The organism is Asticcacaulis sp. AC460, assembly GCF_000495795.1.
In the GTDB taxonomy this organism is placed as follows: Bacteria; Pseudomonadota; Alphaproteobacteria; order Caulobacterales; family Caulobacteraceae; genus Asticcacaulis.
In genome coordinates this window covers 59,897-75,146 of record NZ_AWGD01000008.1, presented here as the reverse complement: position 1 = coordinate 75,146, position 15,250 = coordinate 59,897, and the positions used below count along the sequence as shown (strand labels likewise).

Genomic DNA, 15,250 nt, shown 5'->3' with positions numbered 1-15,250 from the left:
CCCGATGATCAAGACAATCCCCCCCTTGAACCTGAAGTCCCTCATCCGCCGGTTCGCCCGTGAAAAACGGGGCGCCGCCATCGTCGAATTCGCTCTGGTGACACCGATCCTGCTGGGCGTCCTGGCCGCGGTCGACGACCTCTCGGCCGTCACCATGAAGGAAAAGGCCATGCGCTCCAGCGTCTCAAGCGCGGCGCAGTACGTCATGCGCGGCGGCTCGGACCTGGGCGTCGCTCGCAGCATCGTGCTGGCCTCGTGGAGGCCGGAAACCCAGGACGCCACGGTCTCGGCGGTCAAACAATGCTATTGCGCCTCGATCGCCGCCACCTGCTCGACGGTGTGCGCCGACTCATCCATCCCGCTGGCCTATGTTCGGGTATCGATCGTCCAGCCCTATGACGGGTGGTACACCGACACCTCGATCATCGCCCAGCAGGAGGTCCGCGTCAGATGAGGCGTGGTTTTGGTCGCGACCGGTCGGGGGCGACGGCGCTGGAATTCGCCCTGGTGTCCCCGGTCCTGATCATGGGCCTGATCGGCGTGTTCAATGTCGGCTATGGCGTCTATTGCGGCGGGACCGTGCGCAACGCGATCGAACGGTCGTCGCGCAGCCTGATCCTGGATCCGGCCACCTCGGCCGCGACCATCGAAGCCAACGCCATGGGCATGCTGGTCGCGGTGCCAGTCGACGACCTTAACGTCACCGTCACCACCGAGCAGATCGCCACCGACGTCCAGGTCCGGCGCGTCACCTGGACCTACGACTTCCTGCTCTCAGTGCCGCTGATGACCGACTCGTCGATTTCGATGGGCTCCAGCCTGGTGGTACCGGTCGTTACGTCTTAATCCTGGCCAATCCCCATTTTGCCAGCCACGGCAGGATCGCCAGAAGCGTCAGCACGCCCAGGAAGGCCGGCGACAGGATATCGCTCACCGCGTCGATCCGCGCCAGTTGCGTACCGGCATTGGCATAAAGGTATATGGCTGGAAACAGCGAAATCTGGGTAATCAGGTAAAAGGTCCGCGTGCGAATCGGCGTCAAACCGGCCAGCAGGTTGACCACGAAAAACGGCACCACCGGCAGCAGCCGCAAGGTCACCAGATAGAGCACGCCGTCGCGCGCCATGCCCTCATCCACCATGGCCGAACGGCGCGGGAACCACGCCCGCACCCGCTCGCGCAATAGCCACCGCGACCATGAAAACGCCGCCGTTCCGCCGATCGTCGAACCGAACGATGCCAGGATCGCCCCCAGCACAGGCCCGAACAGCGCCCCTGCCATCACCGCCAGCAGTATCTCGAACGGCGCGCACAGGGCTTCCAGCAGGATATGAACCGCCAGATAGCCGGCGGCAAACAGCCACGGCGACCGGGCCTGCATCTCCTGCAACGGCAGCAGCAGCGCCTTCACATGAGCGATCCCGATGCCGTAATGCCAGGCAAGTCCGGCCACGATCGTGACAGCCGCCAGGCTCAGCCACAATCGCATCGGGGACGATCCCCTCGCCTGGGTTACATGCGCCACACAAAGACCTGTCGAAAACTTATGAACTTGACCCGTATCAACGGCACTGTGCGCCGTTCCCCGTAAACGGAAAAGGCGTCGGCGACGGTCATGGCATAATGGATATACAAATGGGTTCAAGCGCGGCGGCGAACGAAACACCCCACCCGGGCCGGGTCATCCTGACCTATGGCCGCAGCCTGATGGCCCTGGTCATCGCCCGGTCGCTGGCGCAACGCGGCATCGAGGTCATAGGCTGCGACGACGTCGCCATGACGGTCCTGACGTTTTCGAAACATGTCCGCGAAACCTTCGTCGTGGCGCCGTGGGAAAGCGACCCCGCCCGCTATCTCGACGATCTCGAAAAGGCCGTGCGTACCCATGCCCCGCGCGACGGCCGCCCCTATGTCCTGATGCCGGTCTTCCGCGAGGTCGAACTGATCGCCCGCCACCGCGACCGCTTCGAACCGCTGATCCGGGTGGCCGCGCCCGACGCCGCCAGCATCGACCTGGTCCAGACCAAGGACCGCTTCGGAGATCTGATCGCTGACCTCGGCCTGCCCGCGCCTCAAGGGTTCAGCCCCACCTCGCCCGAAGACCTCGACCGCATCGACCTGGACTTTCCCCTGATCGTCAAACCGGTCACCGGCGTCGGCGGCCGAGGGGTGACCATTGCCCACAACCGCGGCGAACTGACCTCCCAGGCCACGGCCCTGGGCTTCGATCCCCCGCCGCTGATCCAGACCTTCGCGGCCGGCGACGACTACTGCGTCGCGGCCCTGGCGCATAACGGCGAACTGGGCGCCATCATGGCCTACCGCAACCTGGCCACCTTCCCGAAAAAGGCCGGCGCCGGCGCCATCCGCGAGTCGGTCGACGCCGAGCCGTTCCGCGCCGCCGTCGTCCGCGTCCTGGAGGCGACGACGTGGGACGGAGTCTGCGAGATCGACTTCCGCTGGACCGGCCAGGACGCCGATCCGCCGCAGATGATCGAGATCAATGCCCGCTTCTGGGCCGGCATCTTCCATTCGATCGAAACCGGCGTCGACTTTCCGTGGCTGCTGTACCGCCAGACCATCGGCCTACCGGTCGAAGAGCCTCAGGCCGAGGTCGGCGTGGTCACCCGCACACCGGCCGTCTGGCTGCTGGCTACCCTGGAAGACGTCGCCGCATCGGATCCGCACCTGAACGCCGCCGCCGACGCCTGGCGCCGGGCCAAGCGCAACCTGGTCACCGGCCGCCTCGCCCGCGCCATGGAAGAGGCGGCCTCAGCGCTTGGGTCGACAGCCTCGGCTCACGACGTCCTCGAAGCCATGACCACGGCCATCGCCAAACATCGCGAAGCCCCCAGCGAGCTCAGCAGCGACAAGGATCCGCTGGTCGGCCTGGGCGCCTTGTTCGTGCTTAGCCACCTGATCCGCCACCGCAAACTGCCGCCCGAAATCACCTACCGGACCGAAGCGCTTCCGCCCCCGCGCGACCCGGTGGCGAGGCGGCGGCCGGCCATCGGCATCACCAAGCCCGCGCGCGGCGACCTGCTGGCCTGGTGGGCGATGAAGCTGGCGGTCTGGCTCGCCGGTGGCCGGCCGGTCAAGCTGACGGCGGCAGCGCCCGGCGATCCACGTACCATCGACGGCCTGGTCTTTGGCGGCGGCTCGGACGTCTTTCCCGAAACCTATAACGGCAAACCCAAACACGGCTACCGCTACGACCTGGCGCGCGGCGACATGGAAGCGTCCTGGGCCAACAGCGCCCGCGACCATGACCTGCCAGTGCTGGGGGTCTGCCGCGGCGCCCAGATGCTGAACGTCTTTGCCGGCGGCACCCTGCACGCCGACCTGACCGGCTTCCACCTGCCGGTCTCGGCCGAGGGCTGGATCGAGCCGATCTTTCTGCGCAAGCCGATCCGTATCTCCGCCGGCTCGAAGCTGCACATGATCTTCGGAAAACCCGAGGTCCGCGTCAACGCCATCCATCGCCAGGCGATCGAGCGCGTCGGCGCCGGCCTGCGCGTGACGGCGCGTGAACCCAACGGAATCATCCAGGCGGTCGAGGATCCGTCGCGCCGCTTCTGGATCGGCGTGCAGTTCCATCCCGAGCTGATGATCTACCGGCGTTCGTGCCTGGCGCTTTTCCGGGAACTGGTTGAAGCCGCCCGCCTGCGCGCCGCCGAACGCAGCGCCGAGGAAAGCGCCCTGTCGGAGCCGCTGGCGGAAGTTTAGAGCGCATCCCAAAAAGTGTGACGCACTTTTTGGATAAAGATGCGCGTCAAAACAAAAGTTTAGAGCGCCGATCCGATTCTTCCGGATCGAAACGCGCTCTAACGCCCTTCGAACTCCAGGCTGGTCCGCAGATGTTCCAGCAAGGTCTCGCGGATTTCGTCGTCGACCAGGCCCAGGTCGAAGGTCGCGTCGCCATTTTCCAGCAGGCAGATCTGCACCTGCTCGCCCATGAACAGGAAGCTGTGATGCTTGCGGCCGAACAGCCACTTGCGTTTGGCCTGGATGCGAACGCCCAACGTCGATTGCAACGCCTTGGTCAGCGGTTCCATAGGCATACGCGTCTTGCCGCGCGGCCGCGGGAAGTTCACGACGCCAAACGCGCGCCTGTCCATTTCAAACCGCACCGGAGACGACATATTCTATGCCAAGACCTGTAAAATGAAACCCTCTACGCCTCGAGGAGCGTATCCCAGTACAGGTAATCTATCCAACTTTCGTGAAGATAGTTAGGGGGAAAACGCCGCCCCAGCTCCTGCAATTGAAACATTGTGGGCCGGTGTGGATTTTTTGTCGGCATCATTCGCGCCTGGATGGGTGTTTTTCCCCCTTTACGCAAGTTGCAGGGGGCGCACGCCGTCAGAATGTTGGTCCAGGACGACTTTCCGCCCTGGCTGACCGGCACGACATGGTCGAAGGTCAGGTCGTGCGGCGAACCGCAGTACTGGCAGCAGAACCGGTCGCGCAGAAAGACATTGTATCGGGTAAAGGCCGGCGGGCGGTTCTGGTCGATATAGGTCTTCAGCGACACGACGCTGGGCAACAGCATCTTCATCGACGGCGAATGGATTTCGATGTCGTAGGTCGAGACTACGTCTACGCGATCTTCGAACACCGCCTTGACGACGTCCTGCCACGGCTTGGTCGACAGCGGGTAATAGGACAAGGGCCGAAAATCGGCGTTGAGCACAAGGGCGCGCCAGTCGTGTGGCGGCGCTTTCAGGACTTGCATGGCCGCCTCCCCGGTTGAACGGATTGCGGCGAAAGGAAACAACAGTGTTTGAAGACGAACCTCCTTCGGCTGGAAGACGGTGCCTGTGGATAGTTTGACTCCGATTCCAGGCAAAAGAAACGTCAATTTTTTACGACAGCCGAGATTTCCCAATCTGTGGCCCGCCGGCACCGCGTGGTGTAGTAAGCGAACATGACCGTACGCACCCGCTTCGCGCCGTCTCCGACCGGCTACCTGCACCTGGGCCACGCCTTCAGCGCGCTCACGGCCTACCACTTCGCCCAGGACCACGGCGGCGACTTTATCCTGCGTATCGAGGATATCGACCACACCCGTTGCCGTCCGCAGTTCGAGCAGGCGATCTTCGACGACCTGGCCTGGCTGGGCCTGAAATGGGAAACGCCCGTCCTTCGCCAGAGCGAACATCTGACAGACTACCAGGCGGCCCTGGACCGTCTGCGCGACATGGGCGTGCTCTATGCCGACAGCCGCACGCGCAAGGGCCAGGCCGAAGCCGCCCTCAGCGCCCCGCAAGGTGACGAAGTTGCTGAAACCACCCCTGCCCCTCCGGCCTGGCGGCTGTCGCTTGACGCTGCTCGCCAACACCTCGGCGCGCGCTATGACGCATTAAAATTCAACGACAATCCGGCCCGCCCGGAGATCAACGGCGACGTCATCCTGGGCCGTAAGGACATCGGGGTGGCCTATCATCTGGCGGTGGTGATCGACGATGCCCGGCAGGACATCACGCATGTGGTTCGCGGCCACGACCTGTTCGACGCCACCCACACCCAGGTGCTTTTGCAGGCGCTGCTGGACCTGCCGACACCCCATTACACACACCACGCTCTGTTGCTGGACGACGAAGGCCGCCGCCTGGCCAAACGCAAGGGCTCTAAATCCCTACAGGACTACCGCAATGCCGGCCTGTCTCCCGAAGACATTCGCACCATGCTGGACACCGCTCCGAAGGCTCAAGCCTAATCCCGCACGATGACGCGAACTCCCTCCTCTCCACGAAGTGGGGAGGTGCCGGCGAAGCCGGCGGAGGGGTATCTTCCTCAACAGACTCCGCCCCCATCTTCCGGCAAACAAAAAGCGCAGACCACTCTCGCGGCCTGCGCTTTCGAAACGCTTTTACTCCGGTAGCAGCAGCTTAGAGAAGCTTGATATCGACCGCGGCGGTCTTGCCGCGCTCGTTCTGCAGCTCGTACGACACCTTCTGGCCGTCGGCCAGGCCTTGCAGGCCGGCGCGCTGAACGGCCGAGATGTGAACGAAGACGTCATTGCCGCCCGCGGACGGTTGAATGAAGCCAAAACCCTTGGTGCTGTTGAACCACTTTACGGTACCTTCGGCCATGTGTGCTCTCCTTTGGTCCGAGCTGTTATCGAGGCGCAACGTGCGTAACACGTCACGTACAATCGTCTCGGTAGCAGGCGGTTGAGACCAAAGGGCACAAGACCCTGTAAATCCCGGTAGCATAGGCAGCCAGAGTAACGGATTGTAACCCAAGTAAGACAGCAGTTTCCGTGACCGTCAAACGAAAACACACGGTTTTTGGCGAATCCACCGGCATTTTCTGCTGGATTTCGGCCAAAATGTCCCACTTTTGCCCGTTTGAAGGCCAAAATTCCGCTAAACAACTCAGAAAAGGTGCTAGGAAACGTAATTATGACATCCCCTTTCCTGCGTTTGTGGCTGCTGCGCCAGATCCTGTCCCTGCCCAGCGCGGTGCTGCGCTTCTTTTCGGGCGGCGGCGTGGTCTATGTCGGCGGCCGGACCCTGGATGCGCAAATCCAGTTCCTGTGGCGCACCTGGTTCACCTCCGCCAAGCAGGAGGTCACCTTCAGCCTGAGCGGCAAGAGCCTGGAAAGCGCGCGTGAGGAATGGCAGCAGGCCGCCGCTCTGCTCGGCTTGCCCGCCGGGATCAAGGTCAGGATCGAACCGGCCGCGGGCGACACACCGGGCGGCATTGGCGGCATCATCATCAAACCGGCGGTCATCGCGCCCGACGCACCCCTGCTGGTCTTTTTCCACCAGGGCGGCGGTATCATCGGCGGCCCCGATCTGTCCAAGGCCTTCTGCGCCCTGTTCGCCCATGAAGCCCGCTGCCCGGTCTTCCTGCCCGACTATCGCCTGGCGCCCGCCCATCGCTTCCCGGCCGCCTATGACGACGCGCGCCTCGCCTGGGACTGGGCCCAGGCCCACGCCGTCCGCCTGGGTTCGCGCAGCGGCGAGGTCGCCGTCGGCGGCGTAACCCTGGGCGCCAACCTGGCGGCACGGCTGTGCCTGGACCTCAAACGCGACTTCAAGCCCCTGCCGGTGGCGCAACTGCTGGTCACGCCCCTGCTCGACCTGGGCGATGGCGCCATGAAAACCTCGACCGAGGGCCTGTGGCCGGTCACGGCCGACGACCTCGACCAGATGATATCGCACTATGCCGGCGCCGGGGCCGGCGCAGATCTGACCGATCCCCGCGTCTCGCCGGCGCATGAAAAGCTGATCATCGGCCAGCCCCGCACCCTGATCGCCGCCGCCGGCCTGGACCCGCTGGCGCCCCAGGCCGAAGCCTTCGCCAAACGCCTGATTGCCGCCCGCACCAAGGTCGTCTATCGCCGTTATGACAGCCTGCCTCTGGGCTTCGACCTGCTGGCCAGCGTCGTCGACGGCGTGCGCGCCGCCACGCGCGACATGGCGCAGAACTGGCTGGAACTCATCCGCTTGAACGGGGCCGAGGAAACCCATCCCGACCAGCCAAGAAACCAGCCAAGAAACCAGGACGTGGCATGAAGCCCCTGCCGGGATCGCAACCGGACCTGGGTTTCGCCCCCCTGTCCGACGCCTTCGCCGACGATCCCTACCCCGCCTATACCCGCCTGCGCGATTACGGCGCGCCGTGGTATTTCGCTGACTACGACATCTGGCTGCTGTCGCGCTTTGACGACGTCGCCGCGGCCGCCGTCCATGCGTCTTGCGTCCGCTCGCCCGAAGCGGTGATGACACCCGACGAGATCGCGGCCCAGCAGGTACGCGACAACTGGCACGACATGCCGCACCACAGCCGCTTCGTGCAGTTCTCCCTGCTCAATGCCGATGGCGAGGTCCATCAGCGCCTGCGCCGGATGATCTTCAACGAATTCCGCACGCTGTCGCTGCAACGCCTGCACGCCCAAACCCAGGCCCATGTCGACCGGCTTCTGGATGCGGTCATCGATACCGGCCGGATGGACTTTATCGAGGACTTCGCCGCCAGGGTGCCGGGGCCGGTGATCGGCACCTTCCTGGGCGTGCCTGAGGAAGAGTGCGGTCCCCTGCGGCAATGGTCCGACGACATCGTCCAGTATTTCGATATCGACCGCAGCGACGCGCGCAAAGCCCTGGCCGAACGCACCACGACCGAATTCTACGACTATCTGCTGCGCCTGTCGGACGACCGCCGCCGCCGGCCCAAGGACGACCTGATCTCACGGCTGATCGCCCGCTACGACGCCGGCGACCTCAGCGAGGACGACTATATCTCGACCTGCATGCTGATCCTGATGGCGGGCCACGGCTCGACCATTGATATCCTGGGCAACGGCTTGGCCGCCCTGCTGGCCCATCCCGATCAGTTGCAGCGCCTCCGCGCCGATCCGTCGCTGATGACCACGGCCGTCCAGGAGATGTTCCGCTACGACGCGCCCCTGCCCTTCTTCCATCGCTTTGCCGCCGCCGACATCGACTTCAACGGCTGGCAGATCCCGAAAGGCACGAAACTGGGCCTGCTCTACGCTTGCGCCAACCGCGACGAAGCCACATTCCCACAGGCCGATCGCTTCGACGCCGGCCGCACGCCCAACCGCCACATCGCGTTTGCCAGCGGCGCGCATGTCTGCCTGGGCAACCACCTGGCGCGAATGGAGCTGGACATCGTCTTTTCGACCCTGCTGCGCCGGCTGAAGGATATCGAACCTACCGGCGCGGCGGTCCGCCGCCGCGGTCTATCCGTGCGCGGCTTCGAAGCCCTGCCCGTCACCTTCAGGGCCGCATGATGCAGAACCTGCCGGCCTTCCTGCGCGACCTGCCCCAGGACAAGGCCCTACCGGTCGAAACCTGGAACCCGCCCTTCTGCGGTCACATCGACATTCGCATTGCCCGTGACGGCACGTGGTTTCACAACGGCACCCCGATCACCCGTCCGGCCATGGTGCGGCTGTTCTCGCGGGTCCTGCGCCGCGACAGTGACGGCTATGTCCTGGTTACACCCGTCGAAAAACTGGGCATCACGGTTGAAGACGTTCCCTTCATCGCGGTTGAAATGGCGCAGATCGACGGCGCCCTGACCTTCCGGACGAATGTCGACGACGCAGTCACCGCTGGCCCGGACCACCCCTTGCGCTTCACGAATAACGACGACGGTTTCGTCCCTTACATCGAAGTCCGCCGAGGCCTGGAAGCCCGCCTGACTCGCGCCCTGGCCCAGGACCTGGCCGCCCTGGCCGAAGTCCGCGACGGGGTATTCGGAATAACCTCAAACGGTCAGTTCTTTCCGATCGCAACCTCGGACGCCATCTGACCGACGCGTAGCCAGCAACGATCCTTGCGGTTTCCTTGCTTATCAGCCTCCACATCCACACCCCGCCCGGCGAACCTGACGGCACTATTCATGTCGGGTTCATGTCAGGCCGGTTACATTTGCACATACGGGGCGACTGCAACAGATTTTTGAGGAATTCGCCATGAAACGCTTTATTGCTGCTACGTTGGCCACCGTCCTCGCCGGGACCTTCGTCCTGAGCGATGCCGCCATGGCCCGCGACCACGGCCGTTATGACCGCCACGATCGTGGTGACCGTTATGATCGCGGCGACCGTTACGATCATCGCGATCGTGGCGATCGCTGGGATCGTCATGACCGGCGCGACCGCTGGGACCGTTACGACAACCGCCGTGACCGGTGGGACCGCCGCGACGACCGTCGCCACTACAACAATGGTTACCACAACGGCTGGCGCGACCGTTCCGACTGGCGCCGCGGCGGTTATGTCGGTTACGATGACTGGAACCGCGGCCGCTATGTCGACTACCGCAGCCATCGCCGCCTCTATTCCCCGCCGCGTGGCTATGAATGGCGCCGGGTCGACGACAACTACGTCCTGGCCGCTGTCGCCACGGGCCTGATCGCCGGCCTGATCATCGGCGGCGATTACTAGAGCCGGGCCGTAAACTGAACTGAAACGGCGCTCTCCACCGGAGGGCGCCGTTTTTTTCGTTATCCCTTGACCAGCTTGGCGGCAAGGACGTCTTCCAGCCCCAGCGCCTTGACCGCCGTCAGCACGATCCCGGCCGCATCCAGCCCAGCCTGCGCATACTGGTTCGCCTGACTGTCCTGATCCTGATAGATATCCGGCAGGGTCAGGGTCCGTATCTTGAGACCGTTATCCAGAGCCCCGGCACCGGCCAGGTAGTGCAGAACGAACCCGCCGAAACCACCCACGGAACCTTCTTCAACCGTAATCAGGCACTCATGGTTCTTGGCCAGTTGCAGCACCAGGTCGGTATCCAGCGGTTTGGCAAAGCGCGCATCGGCCACTGTCGTCGACAGGCCCCGCGCCGCCAGCATATCGGCGGCCTTCAAAGCCTCCTGCAACCGCGCTCCCAGCGACAGTATGGCCACCTTGGAGCCCTCCCGCACGATCCGGGCCTTGCCGATCGCCAGCGGTTCCGCAATCTCCGGAATCGTCACCCCTACACCGTCACCGCGCGGATAGCGGAAGGCACTGGGGCCATCATCATAGGCCGTCGCCGTGGCGATCATCGCCGCCAGTTCGGCCTCATCGGACGCTGCCATGATCATCATATGCGGCAGCGCGCCAAGATAACCGATATCGAACGAACCGGCATGGGTCGCGCCATCGGCCCCGACCAGCCCCGCCCGGTCGATCGCAAAGCGCACCGGCAGGTTCTGCAGCGACACATCGTGCGCCACCTGATCGTAACCACGCTGCAGGAAGGTCGAATAGATGGCGCAGAACGGCTTCATGCCCTCGGCCGCCAACCCGGCCGCAAAAGTCACCGCATGCTGTTCGGCGATTCCCACGTCATAACACCGCGTCGGAAACACCTCGGCAAAGCGGTCCAGCCCGGTACCCGACGGCATGGCGGCGGTGATGGCGACGACGCGATCGTCCCGGCGCGCCTGCTTGATCAGCTCCGAAGCAAAAACCTCGGTATAGCTCGGCGCATTGGATTTCGGCTTCGACTGCTCACCCGTAATGACATCGAACTTGGCGACGCCATGATACTTGTCGGCGGCGTTCTCGGCCGGGTCATAACCCTTGCCTTTCTGCGTTACCACGTGGACCAGCACCGGCCGATCGCGGATTTCGCGCACCCGCCGCAGCACCTGGCACAGATGCTCCATATTGTGGCCGTCGATCGGCCCGACATAATAGAATCCCAGCTCCTCGAAGAAGGTCCCGCCGGTGACATAGGTCCGCGAGAACTCCTCCGACTTACGAACCAGTTCGAAGATCGACCGCGGCAGCCGCTCGGCCACGCTCTTGCCCCACCGCCGCACAGCCTGATAGGCGCCACCCGAGACCAGGTTGGCCAGATAGGCGCTCATGCCGCCGACCGGGGGGGCGATCGACATGTCGTTATCGTTGAGGATAACCGTCAGGTTGCGCGTCGTTTCGGCGGCATTGTTCATCGCCTCATAGGCCATGCCGGCCGACATCGAACCGTCGCCGATCACCGCGATGACCTTGTGATCCTCGCCCTTCTGATCGCGCGCAGCGCAGAACCCCAAAGCCGCCGAAATCGACGTCGCCGCATGGGCCGCGCCGAACGGATCATAGGGGCTTTCCGACCGCTTGGTGAACCCCGACAATCCCCCGCCCTGGCGCAACGACCGGATACGGTCGCGTCGTCCGGTCAGGATCTTGTGCGGATAGCATTGATGCCCGACATCCCAGATCAGGATGTCGCGCGGCGTCTCGAAGGTATGGTGCAAAGCCACCGTCAGCTCGACCACACCCAGCGCCGAACCCAGGTGCCCGCCGGTCTTCGACACGACATCAATGGTCTCGGCGCGAACCTCGTCGGCCAGGGCCTTGACCTGGGTCGGGCTCAAACGCCGGATATCCTGCGGCTCATGCAGGCTGTCGAGAACGGGGGTTTCAGGAGACAAGTCGGACAACCGTTTCACACGCAACGAACGGCGTTCAATTGCGCCGGTTCAGAACAAAGTCAACACTTTCGCGCAAGTATCGCGCTTTTCCGCCAAAAATATCAAGACGGGACTTGGCCTGTTCGGACAATATTTTGACGCGGCTTTTCGCCTCATCCAGCCCCAGCAGGGTGACGAAATTGGTCTTGCCCTTGGCGGCATCCTTACCTGAAGCGGCCTTGCCCATCTCCTCCGGATCGCCCTCGATATCGAGCACATCGTCCGCGATCTGATAGGCCAACCCTAAGTCCTGGGCGAAGTGGGTCACCGCCATGCCTTCGCGTTCGCCGACATCGGCAATGACCAGCGGAATCTGGAAAGCGTAGACGATCAAAGCGCCGGTCTTCAGCCGCTGCATCCGCGCCACCCCGCCCAGGTCGTCATGGACCCCGATCAGGTCGATCATCTGGCCGCCGGCCATGCCCTGAGCGCCGGCCGCCTGGGCCAACATCCGCAACAGCTCGCAGCGCACCAGCGGATCATCATGGGTATCCTCGGACGCCATGATCTCGAAAGCGACACTCTGCAGCGCATCCCCGGCCAGAACCGCGGTCGCCTCGTCATAGGCGCGATGCACGGTCAGCCGGCCGCGGCGCAGGTCGTCATCGTCCATGCACGGCAGATCATCATGAACCAGGCTGTAGGCGTGAATGCATTCCAGGGCACAGGCGGCGCGCAAGACGGCGTTCGCGTCGGCATCGAACAACCGCGCCGTTTCCAGCGCAAAGAAGGGCCGCAACCGCTTGCCGGGCCCCAGCGCCGCATAACGCATGGCCTCGGTCAGCCGGCATTCCGGTCCTTCGCCACGCGGCAAAAGCCGGTCCAGCGCCACGGTGACCAAGTCAGCCGTCTCCGCCAGCCTTTGCTGCAGCGGCGGAAGGTCGGTATTGGCGGCGACCGGCGTCACGGCGAATCCTTATTCAAAAACGGCGGGAGCCACGCCTTCAGGGACGCCGGCCTTGTTCAGCGAAATCTTTTCGACCTGCAGGCGGGCGGCTTCCAGGCGCGCTTCGCACAGCGCCTTCAACTCAGCACCCTTTTTATAAAGGTCCAATGATTTTTCCAGCGGCGCCTGGCCCGATTCGAGCTCACTGACGATCTTTTCGAGCTGCTTCAGGGCGTCCTCAAACGACAATTCAACGGTATCATTCATTTGCGGTCCCTTTTCAGCTCGTAGCGGCGGCACCCCCAGTATTTGAACCCCTGCTCCACCGTCTTTATAAAGCCCATCTTCTTCAGTTCAAGGCTGATCATCAGGTTGAAATAGCCGTGCGCCAATACCAATACGTCACCGCCTTCGCGGGCTTTTGCGACCAGGAAATCGGCGGCGTCCTTCGCGCGCTTCTCGGCCATGGCACGGGTTTCTTCGGCCTCGTGGCGGTCGGAATACCACCACCACAGCCGCGACACGGTGCCCCATCCCCACGATTTCGGCGACAGCTTGATCCAGGTCGGCAGCTTCGGCGGCGGCAAAGGCGCTTCAACCAGCATGTCCATCGGCTCAAAGGCCCGCCCGCCGCACACGGCCAGAGCGGTTTCCTGGGCCCGGCGCAGGGTCGAGGAATAGATGTAACGTGCATCGCGGGCATAGTCTTCCAGGCAATGCGGCGGAGTCTGGCCTTCCAGCAGCCCGCCCTCCTCGTACCTGGCCCACCAGTCGCGATAACCGCGCCAGTCCATGGTATGCCGCCGCGACAGCGCCGGTTCGCCGTGACGGCACAGCGTGATGGCACCCATAGGGGGGGCTTCAGAATTGGTTACAGTGTCGCGCACCGGGTCCCCAAATCGGCGGGTCCTTGCGGATTCGCCTATGGTAAGAAAACAGGGCCCGTTGGTAACGTTCCTTAACGGCGTAGACAAGCCCTTTCACGACGGTCGCCCGGCTGAGCACTGTGGAAATCCAAAAACGCCCTCCTCTCCACGAATGCCTGCCGGCGAGGCTGGGGAGGTGCCGGCGAAGCCGGCGGAGGGGTATATGTCGTCCCCCCAGTCTCAGACGCCAGCCGAACCTCAATCCGCCCGCTGCAGTTCCAGATGCACGACATTGGTCCGCTCAGTGCGGAACCCAGCTTCACAATAGGCCAGATAAAACAGCCACAACTTCCGGAACGAGCCATCAAACCCCTTGATCCGTCCTTCCTTCCAGGCGTCTTCGAACCTGACGCCCCATTGCTTCAACGTCTCGGCATAATCATGGCCGAACCGGAAATCCGACACCATCTTCAACCCGGCCGCGCGCGTCTGCTCGACCAGCTTCTGCGCCGAAGGCAGCATCCCACCCGGGAAGACATACTTCTGGATAAAGTCGGCCCGCTTGCGATAATCCTCGAACACCTCGTCGGCGATGGTGATGATCTGCAATCCCGCCTTGCCGCCCTTTTTCAACACATCGTGCAGCTTGTCGAAATAGGTCTTCCAATAGGCCTCGCCGACCGCCTCGAACATTTCGATCGAGACCACGGCATCATACTGCCCCTCGACGTCGCGGTAGTCCTTGAGCTGGATGTCGACCTTGTCGGACAGCCCCAGCCGTTCCATCCGCTCGATGGCATATTCACGCTGAGCCGGCGAAAGGGTCAGCCCGGTCACCCTGGCCCCAATCACCTCGGCGGCATATTGCGCGAACCCGCCCCAGCCGCAGCCGATTTCCAGCACGTGCTGGCCGGGTTTCAGGTCGACCAGCTTGGCCAGCTTGGCATACTTGGCGGTCTGGGCGGCGCCCAGATCCTTGTGCTCACTGAACCGATCCCCGCTGAACAGAGCCGACGAATAGGTCATGCTCTGGTCCAGCCACTGATCGTAGAAACTGTTGCCCAGGTCATAATGGGCAAAGATATTACGCCGGCTGCCATTTTTCGTGTTCTTGTTGAAGGCGTGCAGCAGGTTGTTGATCGTCTGCATGATCGGGTTGCCTGTGAACAACTGCCCCAGGTGGTAGCTGTTGAGCGTCAGAACTTCCAGCAGTGTGGCCAGATCGGGCGTGTCCCACTCGCCTTCGCGATAGCCGTCGCAAAAGCCAATATCGCCGGAGTCCATAACCCGCTTCATGAAGTTGAAATCGCTGACCAGGAGCACGCCGGTCGGGCCCGGTGCCTTGCCAGCGATCACCATATGCGCACCGGACGGCAGAACCACCTCCAGCGTGCCGTAGTGAAAAGCCTTGCGCAGGACCTCGACGCCTTTGCGCAGATGAAACGGTAACGCTTTCAGTTCGGTTTCGGCGGAAATGGGGGTGGAGGCGTCAGCGGACATGGTCGACCTTGGTTATGAGGTTGAGACTCTTGTACGTCGGGCCGCCGGGATT

At 63.4% G+C, this 15,250-nt stretch carries 17 protein-coding genes; 8 read left to right on the top strand and 9 right to left on the bottom strand.

What is annotated here, in order from left to right; genetic code table 11:
- The first annotated feature begins 4 nt into the window (after positions 1 to 4).
- Both ABAC460_RS28775 and ABAC460_RS28770 read left to right on the top strand, forming a co-directional pair.
- Complete coding sequence (locus tag ABAC460_RS28775) at positions 5 to 454, top strand: TadE/TadG family type IV pilus assembly protein (protein WP_023452064.1); 450 nt, start codon at positions 5 to 7, stop codon at positions 452 to 454.
- Positions 451 to 846: a TadE/TadG family type IV pilus assembly protein gene (locus tag ABAC460_RS28770; RefSeq protein WP_023452063.1), complete on the top strand. Its 396-nt coding sequence runs from the start codon at positions 451 to 453 to the stop codon at positions 844 to 846. Before ABAC460_RS28775 ends, ABAC460_RS28770 begins: the two co-directional genes overlap by 4 nt.
- Here ABAC460_RS28770 and ABAC460_RS28765 read toward each other — a convergent pair.
- On the bottom strand, positions 836 to 1,489 hold the full coding sequence (locus tag ABAC460_RS28765; RefSeq protein ID WP_023452062.1) for a TVP38/TMEM64 family protein: 654 nt from the start codon (positions 1,487 to 1,489) through the stop codon (positions 836 to 838). The two genes, ABAC460_RS28770 and ABAC460_RS28765, sit on opposite strands and share 11 nt — an antisense overlap.
- A 146-nt stretch (positions 1,490 to 1,635) precedes the next feature.
- Between ABAC460_RS28765 and ABAC460_RS48080 the strand changes: the two genes are divergently transcribed.
- Positions 1,636 to 3,726 carry a gamma-glutamyl-gamma-aminobutyrate hydrolase family protein gene (locus tag ABAC460_RS48080; RefSeq protein ID WP_023452061.1) on the top strand — a complete coding sequence of 697 codons (2,091 nt, stop codon included), beginning with the start codon at positions 1,636 to 1,638 and terminating at the stop codon, positions 3,724 to 3,726.
- 98 nt (positions 3,727 to 3,824) lie between these two features.
- On the opposite strand, the gene ABAC460_RS28760 is transcribed toward ABAC460_RS48080, so the two are convergent.
- On the bottom strand, positions 3,825 to 4,061 hold the full coding sequence (locus ABAC460_RS28760; protein ID WP_081716445.1) for a hypothetical protein: 237 nt from the start codon (positions 4,059 to 4,061) through the stop codon (positions 3,825 to 3,827).
- 113 nt (positions 4,062 to 4,174) lie between these two features.
- Complete coding sequence (locus ABAC460_RS28755) at positions 4,175 to 4,735, bottom strand: HNH endonuclease (protein ID WP_023452059.1); 561 nt, start codon at positions 4,733 to 4,735, stop codon at positions 4,175 to 4,177.
- Positions 4,736 to 4,927: 192 nt separating this feature from the next.
- Here ABAC460_RS28755 and gluQRS point away from each other — a divergent pair, with 192 nt between their 5' ends.
- The gene (gene gluQRS / locus ABAC460_RS28750; protein ID WP_023452058.1) at positions 4,928 to 5,719 is read left to right on the top strand and encodes a tRNA glutamyl-Q(34) synthetase GluQRS; all 792 of its coding nucleotides are present in this window, start codon (positions 4,928 to 4,930) and stop codon (positions 5,717 to 5,719) included.
- 172 nt (positions 5,720 to 5,891) lie between these two features.
- Here the strand turns inward: gluQRS and ABAC460_RS28745 are convergent, their stop codons facing one another.
- Positions 5,892 to 6,095 (bottom strand): cold-shock protein, encoded by a 204-nt coding sequence (locus ABAC460_RS28745; RefSeq protein ID WP_023452057.1) that lies wholly within the window; start codon positions 6,093 to 6,095, stop codon positions 5,892 to 5,894.
- A gap of 312 nt (positions 6,096 to 6,407) precedes the next feature.
- Here ABAC460_RS28745 and ABAC460_RS28740 point away from each other — a divergent pair, with 312 nt between their 5' ends.
- From ABAC460_RS28740 to ABAC460_RS28725, 4 genes are all read left to right on the top strand, one after another.
- Positions 6,408 to 7,526, top strand: coding sequence for an alpha/beta hydrolase (locus tag ABAC460_RS28740; protein WP_023452056.1), 1,119 nt, complete (start codon positions 6,408 to 6,410; stop codon positions 7,524 to 7,526).
- Complete coding sequence (locus ABAC460_RS28735; protein WP_023452055.1) at positions 7,523 to 8,767, top strand: cytochrome P450; 1,245 nt, start codon at positions 7,523 to 7,525, stop codon at positions 8,765 to 8,767. The genes ABAC460_RS28740 and ABAC460_RS28735 overlap by 4 nt, the downstream gene beginning before the upstream one ends.
- Positions 8,764 to 9,291, top strand: a complete 528-nt coding sequence (locus ABAC460_RS28730) for a DUF1285 domain-containing protein (RefSeq protein ID WP_235075757.1) — start codon at positions 8,764 to 8,766, stop codon at positions 9,289 to 9,291. The genes ABAC460_RS28735 and ABAC460_RS28730 overlap by 4 nt, the downstream gene beginning before the upstream one ends.
- 163 nt (positions 9,292 to 9,454) lie before the next feature.
- Positions 9,455 to 9,928, top strand: a complete 474-nt coding sequence (locus ABAC460_RS28725; protein ID WP_023452053.1) for an RcnB family protein — start codon at positions 9,455 to 9,457, stop codon at positions 9,926 to 9,928.
- 59 nt (positions 9,929 to 9,987) lie between these two features.
- Here ABAC460_RS28725 and dxs read toward each other — a convergent pair whose 3' ends face one another.
- From dxs to ABAC460_RS28700, 5 genes are all read right to left on the bottom strand, one after another.
- The gene (dxs, locus tag ABAC460_RS28720; RefSeq protein ID WP_031236382.1) at positions 9,988 to 11,907 is read right to left on the bottom strand and encodes a 1-deoxy-D-xylulose-5-phosphate synthase; all 1,920 of its coding nucleotides are present in this window, start codon (positions 11,905 to 11,907) and stop codon (positions 9,988 to 9,990) included.
- Positions 11,908 to 11,941: 34 nt separating this feature from the next.
- Complete coding sequence (locus ABAC460_RS28715; RefSeq protein ID WP_023452051.1) at positions 11,942 to 12,853, bottom strand: polyprenyl synthetase family protein; 912 nt, start codon at positions 12,851 to 12,853, stop codon at positions 11,942 to 11,944.
- 9 nt (positions 12,854 to 12,862) lie between these two features.
- On the bottom strand, positions 12,863 to 13,099 hold the full coding sequence (locus tag ABAC460_RS28710) for an exodeoxyribonuclease VII small subunit (RefSeq protein ID WP_023452050.1): 237 nt from the start codon (positions 13,097 to 13,099) through the stop codon (positions 12,863 to 12,865).
- Positions 13,096 to 13,683 (bottom strand): histidine phosphatase family protein, encoded by a 588-nt coding sequence (locus tag ABAC460_RS28705; protein WP_023452049.1) that lies wholly within the window; start codon positions 13,681 to 13,683, stop codon positions 13,096 to 13,098. The genes ABAC460_RS28710 and ABAC460_RS28705 overlap by 4 nt, the downstream gene beginning before the upstream one ends.
- A gap of 273 nt (positions 13,684 to 13,956) precedes the next feature.
- Positions 13,957 to 15,198, bottom strand: coding sequence for an SAM-dependent methyltransferase (locus ABAC460_RS28700; RefSeq protein ID WP_023452048.1), 1,242 nt, complete (start codon positions 15,196 to 15,198; stop codon positions 13,957 to 13,959).
- Positions 15,199 to 15,250 lie beyond the last annotated feature (52 nt).